Raw genomic sequence first — 15,647 nt, 5'->3', positions numbered from 1 at the left:
CGTCTGTGGCGCGTAATGCCGCTTTCGATCCGGCCCGATATAGCTGGCTTCAAAGCGCTTGGACTTGTTCGGCAACTGGACGACGTATCCCCAGCTTCGATGCCCCGTTTTGGCTGCCATTGGTGTGCGATTCCAATCCGTATCCGCTGCGTTCCTGCCGGGGAGCGTCCCCACCAGCGGTGTTTGCAGGTTTATCCTACCAACGTCGGATGCCTTGGTGGTAGAGCTTGGGGTCGGTTGGTATCAAATGGTGCGTGCGGCTCGGGCGCTATCCGCTGTGGCACAATGGATTACGAACATTCGCGCTGGTCAGGCCGGGTCGGAGCATATCGCGTCGCGGCAGGTTCGAATCCTGCCGGGGGCACCATCAAGTATCTGATAGCGGGCTACTGCCTGCGGGACACGCCCACGGTGACGCAATGCCCGTCGGTTCGACCGAATCTCCAGACTGTAGGCAGCCTCCGACTATCGGCATGCACGCCGCCGTGCGCGCAGACGAGATGCCGTGGGAAGTGCGATAACCAAGACACCAAAGATCACACTATTCGTGTTAGATATGTGGTGATTGATGTTAGATTGCGGAGGTGTCCACGCCGTCGCCGCGCACCAGCAGCCACGCAAGCCGCCGCACGGAGATCGCTGAATTCGTCAAGGCCCGCGGGGGTGCCCGCATCGACGAGTTGGCCGACCAGTTCGGCGTCAGCATCATGACCATCCACCGCGACCTCGACCACCTCCACGCCCAGGGCATGGTGCGCAAGGTCCGTTCGGGCGCGGAGGCGCCGCCGAGCGAAGCCTTCGAGCGCAACATCGACCTGCGCAAGGCGCTCAACCTCGCCGAGAAGCAGGTCGTGGCGAAGGCAGCCTTCGACTGGGCGGCCAGCCGGGTCGAGATGCAGGCCGTCGCCATGGACGACAGCACCACCGCCCTGCACCTGCTCCCCACGCTCGTCCAGCACCTGCCCCTGACCGTGGTCACGAATTTCCTGCCCGCCATCAACGAATTGGCAACCAACCCGAGGGTCCGGCTCAATGGCATCGGGGGCGACTACGTCCCGGAGTTCTCCTCGTTCGTCGGTCCCCTGTCGGTGCGCGCACTTCGCGACATGCATTACGACGTGCTGTTCATGTCGGTGCCCGCCGTGTCGCGCGGAATGTGCTTCCACCCGTCCAGTGCCGCAGCCGAGCTCAAGCGCGCGTTCATGGACAGCGCGGAATTGCGTGTACTGATGATCGACCACACGAAGGTGACCCGACGCGCCATCCACCGGATCTGCGATCTGGTCGACTTCGACGTCGTGGTCGTGGACGACGGGCTCGAGCCGGTAGAACGTCAGCGACTCGAGGAGGGCGGCGCCAACCTCCTCGTCGCCGAAATGAACACGAAATCAGCAGAACTCGACGGAGAGGCATGACGGTGACGTCACCACTCGTGATTGCGGTCGACTGCTCGACGACGGCGGCGAAGGCCATCATCGTCGACGCCAAGGGGCAACTCGTCGGGTCGGGCTCCGAACCACTCGAGACGCGCAGTCCGGCACCGCACTGGTTCGAGCAGCACGCGCCCGACTGGTGGACGGCCACTGATAGAGCAATCCGGCAGGCGCTCAACGACATCGACGACACGAGTGCCATCGCGGCCGTCTGCGTGACCCATCAGCGGGAGAGCTTCGTCTGCCTCGACGCCGACGGCGAGCCCATCCGCCCGGCGATCCTCTGGATGGACGGCCGTGCCGATGCCGAGGCCAGGCGCTACGGCACGGCGAGCGTCGAACTGCTGTCGGGCAAGCCCGCCGACATCACCCCGGGGCTCTACAAACTGCTGTGGCTGCGGGACCGCGAACCCGAGACGTTGGCGCGTTGTCACCGCATCGCCGACACGCACACCTATCTCGTGCACGCCATGACCGGCCGCTGGGTCTCGAGTACCGCGTCGGTCGATCCCCTGGCCCTGCTCGATCAGGCGACCGGCGACTACAGCGCCGAGCTGCTCGAATTGGCAGGCCTCCGGCGCGGCCAACTCCCCGAGCTCGTGCCCACCGGAACCTCGCTCGGCACTCTGCATCCCGACGTCGCCGAAGCGTGGGGCGTTGGCTCCGACGTCGTCATCGTGGCGGGCACGGGCGACGGCCAGGCCGCCGGAATCGGGCTGGGCGTCACCGACCCAGGGGCCGCCTACCTGGTGCTCGGCACCGCGGTGGTCATCGGCAGCGAAACCACGTCGTACCTTCCCGCCCGCGCCTACCGATCGATGATCTCGGCCATCCCTGGCCAGACCACCGTCGAAACCTTCAGTTCCTCGGGCACTTACCTGTCGACGTGGTTCCGGCAGCAGTTCGGCGACCCCGAGCTCGCAGGTGCCCCGGACCCCGCCCTGGAGCGCGCGGCGGCGGCCGTGCCGGTGGGCAGCGAGCGACTCATGACCCTGCCGTACTGGAATGCCGCGCAGACCCCGCACTGGGACGGCCGCGCCTCCGGTGTCACGCTGGGCTGGCAGGGCTGCCACACCAGGGCGCACTTCTACCGCTCCGTGCTCGAGGGCATCGCGCTCGAACTGCGTTCGCAACTCGACGGTTTGGAGCAGGCCCGCGGGTCCCGTGTCGGGGTGATCAGGGCCATGGGCGGCGGTGCGCGCAGCGCCCTGTGGACGCAGATCCTGGCCGATGTCTTCGACCGCCCACTCGAGGTGTGTGCCTCCGGCGAGGTCAGCGCACTCGGGGCGGCCGCCATCGCGCTCGCCGCGATTGGCGAGTACGCCTCGCTGCCCGAGGCGGCGTCCGCGGTGGCCAGGACCGACGCGGTCATCGAACCCCGACCGTCGGCCGCCGCCGAATACGCCGCACTGCGACCGGTGTACGCACGCATCTACGCCGAGACCCGCGACCTGCTGCACACCCTTCACGACCTACCCGAGCCAGCACGAGGAGACCAATCATGAGAGCGGCCATGTTCTACGGACCCGGCGAACTACGTTTCGAGGACGTCCGTTCGACCGAACCCGCGCCCGGCGAGATACTCGTCGAGGTGAAGGCGGCCGCTACCTGCGGCACCGACCTCAAGTCCTACCGACGCGGCCACCCCAAGCTCTTCCCCACGCTGCCATCGCGATTCGGCCACGAGTTCGCCGGGGTCGTGACCGCCGTCGGTGACGGCGTCACGCAGTTCGCCGTCGGTGACCGCGTGACCGCGGCCAACACCGTGCCGTGCGGGTATTGCTGGGCCTGCATCCGCAATCGCGAGAGCCTCTGCGAGAACCTCGAATTCCTCAACGGAGCGTTCGCCGAGGAGGTCGTCATCCCGGCGGCCATCGTCGCGCGCAACACCTACAAGCTGCCCGACGACCTCGACTTCGCCGACGCCGCACCGCTGGAACCGCTGGCCACCGTCGTGCACGGCATGGCCGAGACCGGGATCGAGTTGGGCGACACCGTCGTGGTGCACGGGGCCGGACCGATCGGGCTGATGTTCGTCCGCCTGTCGACACTGCGCGGTGCCAACGTGATCTCCGTCGACCAGTCCCCCTGGCGGCTTACGGAAGCCATCAAGGCCGGCGCCGTGGACACCGTCGACCTGTCCGAGGTGTCGGACTTCGAGGACCGCGTCGCCCTGATCAAGAGCCGCACCCCGCACGGGCGCGGCGCCGACGTCGGCATCGAGGCGGTGGGACTGCCGCAAGTCTGGGAGCAGACCGTGCGCACGCTGCGCCCCGGCGCGACGGCGGTGCTGTTCGGTGGAACGCCCAAGGGCGCCCCCTTCTCCGTCGACTCGAGCGCGATGCACTACGAGGAGTACACGCTCAAGGGCGTCTTCCATCACACGCCGAACTACGTCCGCACGGCCGTGGAACTGCTGGCCAGCAGAAAGGTCGACGGCTCGATGCTGGTGACCGAACGCCGACCGCTCGAGGCCCTGGTGCCCAGCCTCGAGGACATGGCCGCGGGCCGCGGATCCAAGTACATCCTCGAACCATGAGGCTCGAAACCGAACGTCGGCAGGTCGTCGACGCGTGCCAGTTCCTCAGCCGCTCCGGTCTGGTCGTCGGCACCGCGGGCAACGTGTCGATCCGCGTCGACGACCTCGTCGTCATCTCCCCGAGCGGCGTTGACTACGAGGCGATGTCGCCAGTGGACGTCGGCATCCACGACCTCGACGGACACGCCGTCGACGCCACGCTGGAACCCTCGAGCGAGCTCGCGCTGCACCTCGCGGTGTACCACGCCAGCGAGCACACGGCCGTCGTGCACACGCACGCCCCCGCATCGACGGCGCTGTCGACGGTGGTCGACGAAGTGCCTGCGTCGCACTACTACTCGGCGATGTTCGGCGGCAAGGTCCGCGTCGCGCCGTACGCCGGCTTCGGCACCCAACAGCTGGCGGACAACGTGACCGCCGCGCTGCGCGATAGGACCGCGGCCCTGATGGGCAACCACGGTGCCGTCCTCGCCGGGCAGGCTCTTGCGAAGGTACTCGACCGGGTGCCGTATCTGGAGTACATCTGCGACGTGGTGCTACGGGCCATGGCCAGCGGGGCGCGCGTGCGCGTGCTGGACGACGAGGAACTCGCCGACGTAGCCCGTCGGCTCGCCGGCTACGGACAGCAAGCCAGCGCGCGTCCGGCCGAGGGATGATCTCGGCGACCGACCGGTAGTTCGTCTAGTGCCTTGATCCGCTCGTACCGTGCGGGTGCGCATCCGCCTTCTTCGCGTCATCGTGTTTCTTCGCGCCATCGTGCGCGCTCTTGCGCGCCTTCGCCATTGCATCGTGCCGCTGATGTGACGACGCCTCCGTGCCGCCCACCCGTCGATTGGCCGACGAATCCGCATCCTCGGCGCTACGCGTTCGGCCCGGCTTCCTCTCGAGTGCGGGCGGCTTGACCGACTGCTCCGCGACCTCGGTCGTGCCGAGCTTCGTCGTCGGGCTCGTCAAGGTCGGGCGGCCATGCACCAGCGGGCTCGTATCCACCACAGAGGACCGGTCGCGAACCGCCGTTCGGAGCCCGAGACCAGTTGCCGCAGAAGTCGTTTGGCCCAGTGTCTGCACGCCCGTCCCAGCAGACCCAGCGGCCTCCGCCCGGACGTCGTTGATGGCGGTCTCGATCGCCTGCGCGACGACGGAGATGGCGGCCTCCCCCGCCGCGACGGCGGTCCGAACCCCCGCCGCGATCGCGCGGACCGGATCGCCGCTCGTCGCCAGTTCCTGCGCAATGGCGTCGGGCACCGAAGTGATCGTGCCCAGGACGTCGTTGAGCGCCGGAAAGATGATGGCCGCTCCGACGTTGATGAGCCCGATGACGCCGACCTGAAGGACGCCGTGCGGCATCACGGTCGGCGTGGGGTTGGGCACGATCGGGGCATGGAGGGCGTCGAAGGTCTCCTGGCGTGCGGTTTGGATGGCCGTGACGATTCCGGGCAGCCCATTCGCGGCGGCGGGGATCAGGTTCAGCAGTCCGACCACGCCGGTCTCGAAGGCGTTGAGCGCGCGCGGCGCGACCACCGTGCCGTCGGCGAGGATGGTCGCCGCCCAGGCCGCGTTCGTCGGACCCGTCACGGAGGCAGCGGCGGCGCCGATCGCCTTGAGCAGGTTGCCGGATTGTGCGGCCGACAAGAACACCAAGGGCGCCTGCGCCGTCGTTGCGACTGCCGTCACGCCGGTCTGGACGAGCAACGGACAGATGATCGCGCAGTAGGTCACCTGATTGCCCAGGAAGCTGGTGATGAGCCCACCGGGCGGCACTGGCGTGGCGGCCAATCGGATGTCCGCAGTCGAGATCGCCGGGGGGGCGTGTGCGGAAATCGCCCCAGCGGGAAGCGCTACGGCGGTTGACGCAATGGTCGCGGCCACTAGTCCCATGGCGGCGAGTCCGGTGTAGGGATGGGTCGACGACTGCATGGCGCCCCCTTCTCGTCTGTCATGTATGACACGCGCCACGCTCGTGAAGGGTTCAATCGGCACCGACGGACGATGAAAGGGCTGGACCTCGCTACGCTGCAGCCTCACCCTGCGTCGTGCTTCCGTCCGTCCCGTGACCCTCGTCGTCGTCGGTCTTCGGCGTAACACCAGCCGACTCCGGTCGACCAGCCGCCGGCTTGACCGGACGAGTCGAAGGCACGGTGGCGCGTGAGGGCGAATTGATTTCACCGGGCCGCCTGCGCGGCTTGTCTGGCTTCACCTTCTCCTGCGACCGATCCTCTGCCCGAGTGGGCGGTTCTTGCTCATCCGCCGTTGGTTCACTGACCGCTTCGTTCGGGGGTGGGCTGTCGCTCAACGCTTTCGGTACCTCGGCCCTGGTCGACGCAGCGGCGCCGACAGCGGGCTCGGACTCAGCTTCGACGGGCATGGCGTCCTGCTCAACCGGGTCGCTGTCCGCTCCGACGGGCTCGGCGTCCACCACGACCGCGTCGGGATCCACCGCGATCGGATTGATATCGACTCCGACCGGGTCAGCCGAGGGTGCACGCTCATCCTGGACGGGCAGGGTAGGAACGAGCGCCAGGGGAGCCGCAGCATTGGCGGCCGACAACGGCGCGGCACCGTCGATCGTCGCGATCCGATTGGCGAGCGCTGATTCGGGGTCGACCACCCCTCCGGCCGGCGATGCCGGCGGAAGGAAGAGCGCTCGTTCCCGCGCCACTAGCTCCGGAAGGGCCACGTCGGTCAGTGCGGCCCAGAGGTTGGCGAGCGCTTGGCCCAGGGTGAGCCTCTGCGAGACGACCTGCCCCAGGTTGTCGATCGCGCTACTGACCATGGTGCCGACCAACCGACCCAGAATCGAGACCTGGTCGACGGTGAGGGCATTGGGCACGGGGAGGTAGTACAGGGGCGAGATGGCAGCAGTGATGATCCATCGCACCCACGGCTCGGCGCCGGCATTGGGCGCGTCCGTGGGAGGTACCACCCCTGCGTGGCCGTTCAGCTCCGTGGTCGCGAAGGCGACGACCGCACCGACCGCGTCGACGGCGATGTTGTTCAGCGCCACGGCGAGCTCGATGTCCCCGCCGATGAAGGCGCCGAAATTGTGAACGAGGCTGTACGTCATGGGGTCGGCCAACGTCTTGTAGGCCACCGAGAGGTGGTACAGCGCCGCGCCGGGTATGGGCAGGAACCGACCTGCCCAGAGTGCGAGAGCTACGCCGTAGTCCAGAGTGGGCCGCGCGGCGTCATAGGCCGCGGTCGGGTCATCCAATCCCTGGTCGGTGACCAACCCGACGGTGATTGGTTGTGCTTCGGCGACCAGCGTGATGCCCCGCTCTGCCGAGGTGTGCGGTGGCGGCGCGACGGACGGCGCCATCGCGATGGCGCACGCTCCCACGAATGCCACGCTCGCGGTTCGAACCGACCTTGCCGAAACCACCACATTCGCCCCCTGAGGCCAAAATTTAACGAATTCGTTAATTAAAGCGTTGTCCGACCCATCTGTCCCCTCGGCAGCAAAACGACCCCGCAACTCCTTGGCCCCAGTGTGCGCACAATGCGCAAAATCCAGAAATCGCGTGTATCGCGGGTTGTTGGCACAAGCGCGCCATCGAGCGGGGAGCTCCCTAACGTCGGTTGCAGAACGCCATCAGGAAACGCCTGGAGGCCGAAAAATCAAGGAGCATCCCGATGTTGGACTATCACCCGCGCAGTAACACCGAGAACTGGTGGGAACCGCAGACTCGCCCGGCGTACGTGCCAGGAACCGATTCGTCGGCCGCCACCATGGCCCACAAGACCGCCGCGACCATGGCACAGCAGGTGGCCGCGCCGGACTACGCGTGGTCCGCAGAACCCGTCGTCGCCGAATACCCCATGCCGGACGAGCGGTCGAGACGATTGCTGCGTCCCGCAGTCGTCGCATGCGCCGTTGCCGCGGTCGCAGCGGCAGCCGCCCTCGTCGTCGTGTTGAACGGACCCACCGAGACCGTGGCGGTATCGACCCCGAACGCGTCGACGCCCATCGCGCACCCCCAAGCCGCCGCCACTGCACCGGCGCCGAAGCCTGCGAAGGCAACGACGTCATCGACGACTCAGCAGGTTCATCACAGCCAGCCTTCGCACTTCCCGCAGTACCAACAGCCCACTTCACAGCCGTCGAGCACGGCGTCGGACGACACAGGAGAGCAACAACCTCACCAGTGGCAGTCGTGGCAGAACAGCTCGCTGCCCAGCTGGAACTGGCAATTCCTGCGACCGCACTTCAACACGTGGGAACGCCACGACCGCGATCAGCGCAACGATCAGCGCAGCGAGCAGTCCCAGCATCACCACTTCGATTCGTCCACCGACGAGCACCAGTAAGCACCGGCAGCGAGCCAGAGGAGCAGACAGATGACCATTACGACGACGAAGCCGGTCGGCACCAAACCCGTTTCCACCCCGAACGACATCGGCAGTCAGCTCGACGCGCTGCCGGTCGGCCGAGCCCACCGCAAGGTCGTCGTGGCAATCGGACTCGGGCTGTTCTTCGAGGTCTACGAGATCTTCCTGTCCGGCTCGATCGCGACGGCCCTGAAGTCGCAATATCACCTCGGCGGCTCGACGGTGGCGCTGCTGATGGCGTCGTCATTCGTCGGCATGTTCATCGGTGCGGCCGCGTTCGGTCGCATCGCGGACCGCATCGGTCGTCGCCGGGCCTTTCTGCTGAATCTGGTGTGGTTCTCGGTGTGCAGCCTGCTGGCCGCCGTCGCGCCCACCGTGGCACTGTTGGTGGCGGCGCGATTCCTGGCCGGCATCGGCATCGGCGCCGAGTACCCCGTCGCCGATTCCTATCTGTCCGACGTGCTGCCGAAGGCACACCGTGGACGGCTCGCGGCGTGGGCGTACACGTGCTCCTTTCTGGCCGTCCCGGCGCTGGGCTTCCTGGCGCTGGGCCTGTCCGGCCGGACGGTTCTTGGCATCGACGGCTGGCGGATCCTGCTCCTGATGGGAGCGGTTGGCGCGCTGTTCGTCATGTTCATGCGGCGCGGGTTGCCCGAGTCGCCGCGCTGGTTGGCGGGCCGGGGCCGTATCGACGAGGCGCAGGCCGCCGTGGCGGCATTCGCTGGTGGCCGTGAATTCGTGCCGACGTCAACCGAAACGAATGGCGCCCGGATCCCGACCGCCGTGACGGCGAATCCCGTTGCGCGGCTTCGTCAGGCACCGTACCGGGGTCGCATGGCGATGCTGGCGGTCTTCCATGTGTTCCAACCCTTCGGCTACTACGGATTCGGGACGCTGGCAGGGCTGGTGTTGGTGGCCCGCGGGTTCGACGTCACCTCGTCGCTGTTGTTCACCGCGCTGGCGTTCTTCGGCTATCCGCTGGGCTCGTTGCTCTCGATCCCGCTGCTCGCCCGCTTCGAACGCAAATTCCTGGTGATGGCCAGCGCCGCAGCGATGGCGGGCTGTGGCATCGCGTTCGCGGTGACGAGCAGCCCCGCGCTGATCGTCCTGTTCGGGGTGCTGACAACGTCGGCGGCCAACGTGTTCTCGAACGTCTATCACGTCTACCAGGCCGAGATCTTCCCCAGCGACGTGCGCGCGACCGCGGTGGGCGCGACGTACTCGCTGTCCCGGTTGTCCAGTGCGGCACTGCCGTTCGTGCTGATCCCGGTGCTCGACACCTATGGCGCCATCGCGATGTTCACCGTCGTCGTCGGAGCCCTGGTGGTCGCCATCGGCGTGTTGGTTCCGTTCGGACCACGGACCACCGGCCGGAGTCTGGAGGACATCAACCCGGTGTAGCTCGGGTAGCGGGTCGCGTCGATGGTGCGAAACTTCGCGCCGCCGACGCGCCCGCGTTTGCCCCCTTCGTCCGCATACCTGCAGGTAGGCTTTCGGGTCATGGCCAGCAAGGCCCGCATCGACGCACGGCTCGCAACCCAGGTGTTGGTGCTGCAGATCGTCGTCGTAGCCCTCACACTTGCCATCGCGTTCGGCATGTCCGCCGTCTTCAGTCACCAACGGATCCGCTACGAGTACGGCATCCGCGCGCTCGACATCGCCCGGGTGCTGGCTGACGCGCCCGTGGTGAGGACGGGGGTCACCGGAATCGATGACCAGCCGGAACCCCTGTCCCCCGACGAACTGGCCAAGGGGCCCTTGCAGGCCATCGCGATGGACGTCCAGCACCGCACCGACATGCTCTACGTGGTCGTCACGAACGACCGGGGCCTACGGTTGGCCCATCCCGACCTCGACCAGCTGGGCAAACCGACCAGCACCAGCCCGTCGGTGGCGCTCTCCGGCCATGAGGAAGTGGTCGTCGAAATCGGGACGCTCGGCCCGTCGGTGGCGGCGAAGGTTCCGGTGCTGGCGCCCAATTCCCAACGCGTCGTCGGCGAAGTGAGCGTCGGAATCTCCACTGCCGCAGTCCATGAACAACTTTGGAGCAACATTCGCACGTCGGCCGTGCTCGGCGGCGTGGCACTTCTGCTTGGCGCGGTCGGGTCCGTGCTGTTGGCACGCCGGTGGCGTTCGCTGACTCTGGGATTGCGCCCGACCGAGATGGCCGAGCTGGTACGCGGACAGGCAGCGGTGCTTCACGGCATAGGTGAGGGAGTCGTCGCCGCCGACGCGAACGGACAGACCACGTTCGTCAACGAGGAGGCCCGTCGGCTACTCGGGATCGACGACCAACCGGGACGGGCGATCACCGACATCGGGTTGACACCCCGCGTACTTCACGTCTTCCGCGCGGCCGATTCGACTCCCACCCTGGCCAACGTCGGCGAACGCATCGTCGTCGTCTCGGCCCGACCGGTCGACCGCGAGGGGCGCGATCTGGGCACCGTCCTGGTGGTGCGGGATCGCACCGACGTGGAATCGCTGACCCGTCAGCTCGACGCGGTGCAGCTGATGAGCACGGTCCTGCGGGCTCAGCGCCATGAATTCGCCAACCGGCTGCACCTGCTCAACGGGCTACTCCACGCCGGGCACACCGAAGAGGCGGCGCAGTACGTTGAGGAGCTGCTTGGTACCGGGCCGCTGGGATCGGCGGTGCCAGGGATCGACGCGGTGCGCGATCCGTACCTGCAGGCCTTCCTCGCCGCGAAGGCAGCGGGGGCCAGGGAGGCCGGCGTCACGCTCACGATCGGCGAAAACTCCTGGGTCGACGGCCGTTTGGCGCTGCCGGTCGATGTCACCACCGTGCTCGGCAACCTGGTCGACAACGCCATCGACGCGACCCGTGATTCCGCTGGTGACGTCAAGGAGGTGGAAGTCGAACTCCTGCAGGAGAACTCCACGCTGTTCATCACCGTGGCGGACAGCGGGCCAGGAGTCCGGGCCGAGTTCGTCGATCAGCTCTTCGTCGAGGGCACGACCACCAAACCCGATTCCGGCATTCCCGGCGGCCGTGGCATCGGGCTGGCACTGTCCCGTCAGCTGTGCCGTGCCCTCGACGGTGAGCTACGGCTGTCGAGCGTAGGAGACGCCGAAGCCCGGCTGTGCGGTGCGGAGTTCATCGCACGGCTACCGGGAGTCATGGTCGAGGAGCAGATCGGAGAGGATGCCGCGTGGACGCCGCAGAACTAACGGTACTCGTGATCGACGACGACTTCCGCGTGGCCAACATGCACGCCGGAATCGTCCAAGCGCTACCGGGATTCACCGTCGCCGGTACGGTGAACACCTTGGCGGCCGCTCGCAGGGTCGGACCCGTGGACCTCGCGTTGGTCGACGTATACCTGCCGGACGGGTCGGGGGTCGACTTCGTCCGCGAGCTCGACGGTGACGCGATGATGCTCACCGCCGCCACCGAACCGCACACCGTGCGGGCGGCGGTCGCAGCGGGCGCGCTGGGCTATCTGGTGAAACCGTTCCAGCCGACGGACTTGGCCGCGCGGCTGGCCGGCTACGCGCGATATCGCAAGATCCTCGCGAACCGCAACCTCACCGCCGCCGCCATCGACGCTGCGCTGGATGCCCTGCGACCGAAGCTGCCGCCGGCGCCGCAGTCCGCGGCACCGCCATCCCCCACCAAGAAGCTCGTCCTGCAGGCCTTGGGCGAATCCGATCACGCCATGTCCGCAGCGGAGGTTGCCGAGGCGATCGGAGTCTCCCGGGCCACCGCACAGCGGTACCTCGCGACGCTGGCCACCTCCGGCGAGGTGACCATCGGGCTGCGGTACGGCACCACCGGGCGCCCGGAACAGGAGTTCACCGCGGCCGCGGAACGGCCACAGCGGCCGAGCCGCTGACACGGGTCATCATGCAGCCAGCGGGACGGGCACCGCGCGGGAGGACGAGCGGCGGGCCGACCATCCGATCAGCTTCGGAATCATCCCCGCCGCCGCCACCATGGTGACCAGTCGTAGCACCTGAAGGCTCACCACGATCGGCCCCGAGTGAACCTCGTTGGCGATGGCCAGCACCCCATAGATACCGCCGGGGGTGGTCGCCAGGTAGGCGTCGGAGAGCGACACCGAGGCCCAATGGCTCACCACGACCGCGACGCCGAAGCAGCTGCCGATCGTCAGCGCGATGAAGGCCAGCGTCAGCGGGATCAGTCGCACGAACCGGCGCAGCACGTCGACGGCGAAACCGCCGCCTGCCTGCCACCCGATGACCACGTACGCGACGTCGGTGATCACCGAGGTCGGGCTGACCAAGCTCGCCAGCGACGGGTCAGCGATTGCCAGGACCGCGGTCACGACCAGCGGGCCCAGCAGGAATGGGGCCGGCAGTTTCAACAGCTTGGCGCCGCGCCCGGCGACGACTATCAGCGCCGCCATCGTCAGCAGACCGACGACGCTCCAATGATCATGCACGGCAACCAGTCCCGGCGAGGAGTCATGTGTGCCGAGTGCGCCGAGAACCATCGGCATGGTGAGCACCACGATCGTCAGGCGCAGGTACTGTGACAGCGCGACGTAGCGCTCGTCGGCGCCGAGCTCGCGGGCCATGCTGGAGATCGTGCTGGCGCCGCCGGCGATGAGTGACAGGTTGGCCGTCGCGGCGCCGAGGCCCTTCGCCAGCCGCGCCAGCGCCAATCCGAAGACGAGGCTCAGTGACAGCGTGACGCCCACCGAGAAGGCAGCGCAGCCGGCGAAGTGGACGAGGTCCGAGCCCGTCAGCTTGGTCAGCGGCTCGACCGCGACGACGCCGATGACGCCTTGAGCGGCCGACATCGCCTTGGCCGGCGGAGTGAGTTCAGTCCGGGACACCAGCGCGACTGCGGCGGCGCCGAGCATGCCGGCGATCAGCCAGCCTGCGGGCAACCCGACATGGTCGAAGAGGGCTCCGAACGCGACGATGATGGCCGCAGCCGAGATCCAACGCGAATAGTTCTTCATGGTGCTCACCGCTCCTTCGCGGACGTGGTGAATTCGACGAAAGCATTTCCGTCGAACAACTTTCGGGTGGTCGAGGTGATGGTGGCGCCGACGGGTGCGTCGGCGTCGATGGTGACGGCCAGCTTCAGCACGCCGCCCGGGTGCTCGATGCCGACGGCGGAATCATCGGTCGCACCGAGAAATTCGTGTGCGACGGTGCCTGGGATCGACACCGTGGAGGCCAGGTTCATCGCGCCGGTCACGGCGTGAGCCGGGTGGCACGACGTGGGAACCAGATACCGCGACCGAATGTCGGCGACCTCGGAGGCGGACACCAGCATCACCTTCGGAACCACCCGCCCGCTCACGTCGCCCATGCCCATCAGCTCGCCGGCCTTGCGGCGAATCAATTCGACGCGCTGCAGCACCGCTTCGTCGGCGTTGAGTTCGGCGGGGCTCTCTCCACCCGTGAGCCCGAGGTCGGCGGCCCGCATGATGACGGCGCACACGCCGGCATCGACGCAGCTGACCTCCACACCGTCGACGTGGTCGACTCGGTTCCCCGTGGGGAACAAGGCCCCCGTGGTGCCGCCGGCGAAGCCGGTGAAGGTCAACCGGACCGGGGCGGCGCTGCCGCTGACCCCGGCGATGCTCTGATCACCGGCGTACTCGACAGCGCCGTTCGGCGTCTCGATGGTGGCCACGACGCGGGCACCGGTGTTGACCAAGCGGATGCGCACCTCGGTCGTCTCGCCGGTGATGGGAACCAGGCCGCGCTCGATCGCGAACGGTCCGACGCCGGCCAGAATGTTGCCACAGGTGGGGGTCCAGTCGACCGTCCCGGACTTCGGATCGACCTGGGCGAAGAGGTAATCCACGTCGATGTCGTCCTCGGCCGACGGGCCGACGATCGCGACCTTGCTCGTGGTGCTGGTGTCACCGCCGAGCCCATCGAGCTGCCGAGGTGCGCCGCCCATGAGGGCTGACAACACGGCGTCCAGCGAATCGGCGTACGCGGTCAGGTCGTCGCGCAGCAGGTACACACCCTTGGACGTCCCTCCGCGAAACTGCATGGCCGGCAGCGAGATCAGCATTTCGAACTCCGTCCTTCGTAGTTCCCCTACTGGGGTTACCTGCGAAGTTACGAAGATCCGGCAATGAAGTCGCGCTTGTGCGCACAACCCGCGCAACGGTCGAAAACCGCCTTGTGCGCATTGTGCTCAGCGAGCCGAAAACGGGTCGGTTCACTGCCGCCTGCCAAGGACCTCGAGATGGATCAGCGCTCTGCAGCGAGAAATTCGCCGAGATACGCTGGCGGCTTCAGATTGAGCAGGCGGTCGCGATCGGCAGCTAGATCGGCATAGGTCAGAGCCTCGATTTGCTCCGCCGAGTACGACAGAGCCGAATCCGAGGCCCCCTTTCGGATGATTCCCACCCCATAGTCGCAATTCAGCACTGCGATTCGCAGGTCATGCCGGGTGCTGCGCAATTCGACGATCGCCTTCCAGACGTCCCCGCTCCAGGCAATGTCCCACCAATGATTCCGAGCACGAAAGTCGGCGTACGACGCCGCAGGGAAAGCCATCGGAGCCCGGGTGGGGTTGCAGTCGTGGAGGAAGATGACACCGTCGTTCCGTAGATAGCGCAGCGTGTTTTCGACGTCGCGCACGACCTGCCAACCGGTGTGGAGCCCATCGATGAGAGCGACGTCGATGCCGCGCTGCTCCAGGAAGGCCGTCTCGTTCGCGAAGAAGGCCTCGCTCGTCACCTCGAAGTAGTGGGTGGCGTTCGCGTTCGCGGCAGCGCGCGTGCGGGTCCGCGCCGAGAGCTTGAACACCGGGTCGACGGCCATCTTCTCCTCGGCGGTGATCTGCCGAAACGCCGTCCCGCGTGACACGCCGATCTCAAGGTAGACACGTGTCGGCCGGCCGGCCAGTGCCTGCTGCGCGGCCTTGATCCGGTTCATGCGATGACCCCTACCTCAGACGAATGCGTTGGCGACTTCAGCCACCCTGCGCAATTGGTCGATGTCCGAACTCGTCGGGATCAGGTGTACTTCGTCGGTGCCGATGGCCTCGAATCCGCGCAGCACGGCGAGCAGCTCTTCATCGGTGCCCGCCCACCCCGTGGTGGGCGCCATCGCATCGACGAACTCCGCGGGGATCCAGTTCATGTAGCGGCGTAGATGGTGGTGCATCTGGGCGCGTGGCCCCTCGCCGTCACCGATCGCGAACCAGAAGGACGTGGCCAGGTGCGGCGCCGCCTTGCCTGCTTCGGTCCATGCGGTGCGGGCTACGTCGAATAGCTCGTTCTGCTTGTCGAGGTCGAGGTCGAGGGTCGTCCCCGCCAGCCCGTCGGCCCACGCCGCTGCGCTGCGTACCGTCTTCGGGCCGATCGTGCCGACCAGTAGCCGTGGGC

13 protein-coding genes and 2 pseudogenes are annotated in these 15,647 nt (G+C 67.3%); 8 read left to right on the top strand and 7 right to left on the bottom strand.

Annotation, left to right across the window (positions count from 1 at the left end):
- Positions 1–120, bottom strand: a pseudogene (locus tag ACRDUX_RS41380) (tyrosine-type recombinase/integrase); the annotation flags it as partial.
- A 464-nt stretch (positions 121–584) separates the two neighbouring features.
- Between ACRDUX_RS41380 and ACRDUX_RS41375 the strand changes: the two are divergent.
- The 4 genes from ACRDUX_RS41375 to ACRDUX_RS41360 are packed head-to-tail and all read left to right on the top strand — an operon-like array spanning position 585 to position 4,628.
- Entirely contained in the window at positions 585–1,415 is an 831-nt protein-coding gene (locus ACRDUX_RS41375; protein WP_526423459.1) for a DeoR/GlpR family DNA-binding transcription regulator, read from the top strand.
- A 2-nt stretch (positions 1,416–1,417) separates the two neighbouring features.
- On the top strand, positions 1,418–2,938 hold the full coding sequence (locus ACRDUX_RS41370; protein WP_526423457.1) for a xylulokinase: 1,521 nt from the start codon (positions 1,418–1,420) through the stop codon (positions 2,936–2,938).
- Positions 2,935–3,972, top strand: a complete 1,038-nt coding sequence (locus ACRDUX_RS41365) for a zinc-dependent alcohol dehydrogenase (RefSeq protein ID WP_526423455.1) — start codon at positions 2,935–2,937, stop codon at positions 3,970–3,972. Before ACRDUX_RS41370 ends, ACRDUX_RS41365 begins: the two co-directional genes overlap by 4 nt.
- Positions 3,969–4,628 (top strand): class II aldolase/adducin family protein, encoded by a 660-nt coding sequence (locus tag ACRDUX_RS41360; protein ID WP_526423453.1) that lies wholly within the window; start codon positions 3,969–3,971, stop codon positions 4,626–4,628. The genes ACRDUX_RS41365 and ACRDUX_RS41360 overlap by 4 nt, the downstream gene beginning before the upstream one ends.
- A gap of 25 nt (positions 4,629–4,653) precedes the next feature.
- Here the strand turns inward: ACRDUX_RS41360 and ACRDUX_RS41355 are convergent, their stop codons facing one another.
- Positions 4,654–5,889 carry a hypothetical protein gene (locus tag ACRDUX_RS41355; protein ID WP_526423451.1) on the bottom strand — a complete coding sequence of 412 codons (1,236 nt, stop codon included), beginning with the start codon at positions 5,887–5,889 and terminating at the stop codon, positions 4,654–4,656.
- A gap of 91 nt (positions 5,890–5,980) precedes the next feature.
- Positions 5,981–7,318 (bottom strand): hypothetical protein, encoded by a 1,338-nt coding sequence (locus tag ACRDUX_RS41350; RefSeq protein ID WP_526423449.1) that lies wholly within the window; start codon positions 7,316–7,318, stop codon positions 5,981–5,983.
- 284 nt (positions 7,319–7,602) lie between these two features.
- Between ACRDUX_RS41350 and ACRDUX_RS41345 the strand changes: the two genes are divergently transcribed.
- The 4 genes from ACRDUX_RS41345 (at position 7,603) to ACRDUX_RS41330 (ending at position 12,155) form a co-directional block, all read left to right on the top strand.
- Entirely contained in the window at positions 7,603–8,277 is a 675-nt protein-coding gene (locus ACRDUX_RS41345) for a hypothetical protein (RefSeq protein WP_526423447.1), read from the top strand.
- A 30-nt stretch (positions 8,278–8,307) separates the two neighbouring features.
- Positions 8,308–9,699, top strand: coding sequence for an MFS transporter (locus ACRDUX_RS41340; protein ID WP_526423445.1), 1,392 nt, complete (start codon positions 8,308–8,310; stop codon positions 9,697–9,699).
- A gap of 99 nt (positions 9,700–9,798) precedes the next feature.
- The gene (locus tag ACRDUX_RS41335; RefSeq protein WP_526423443.1) at positions 9,799–11,490 is read left to right on the top strand and encodes a sensor histidine kinase; all 1,692 of its coding nucleotides are present in this window, start codon (positions 9,799–9,801) and stop codon (positions 11,488–11,490) included.
- Positions 11,472–12,155: a response regulator gene (locus ACRDUX_RS41330; RefSeq protein WP_526423441.1), complete on the top strand. Its 684-nt coding sequence runs from the start codon at positions 11,472–11,474 to the stop codon at positions 12,153–12,155. Before ACRDUX_RS41335 ends, ACRDUX_RS41330 begins: the two co-directional genes overlap by 19 nt.
- Before the next feature lie 9 nt (positions 12,156–12,164).
- Here ACRDUX_RS41330 and ACRDUX_RS41325 read toward each other — a convergent pair whose 3' ends face one another.
- The 4 genes and pseudogenes from ACRDUX_RS41325 to ACRDUX_RS41310 form a co-directional block, all read right to left on the bottom strand.
- Positions 12,165–13,250: an AbrB family protein gene (locus ACRDUX_RS41325; RefSeq protein WP_526423439.1), complete on the bottom strand. Its 1,086-nt coding sequence runs from the start codon at positions 13,248–13,250 to the stop codon at positions 12,165–12,167.
- A gap of 5 nt (positions 13,251–13,255) precedes the next feature.
- Complete coding sequence (locus ACRDUX_RS41320; protein ID WP_526423437.1) at positions 13,256–14,323, bottom strand: 2-methylaconitate cis-trans isomerase PrpF family protein; 1,068 nt, start codon at positions 14,321–14,323, stop codon at positions 13,256–13,258.
- A gap of 182 nt (positions 14,324–14,505) precedes the next feature.
- Positions 14,506–15,081, bottom strand: coding sequence for a class I SAM-dependent methyltransferase (locus tag ACRDUX_RS41315; RefSeq protein WP_526423435.1), 576 nt, complete (start codon positions 15,079–15,081; stop codon positions 14,506–14,508).
- Positions 15,082–15,210: 129 nt separating this feature from the next.
- Positions 15,211–15,647, bottom strand: a pseudogene (locus ACRDUX_RS41310) (LLM class flavin-dependent oxidoreductase); the annotation flags it as partial.

It is taken from the genome of Mycobacterium sp. (genome assembly GCF_050701675.1).
Classification (GTDB): Bacteria; Actinomycetota; Actinomycetes; order Mycobacteriales; family Mycobacteriaceae; genus Mycobacterium.
This window is presented reverse-complemented; position numbering and strand designations above follow the sequence as displayed.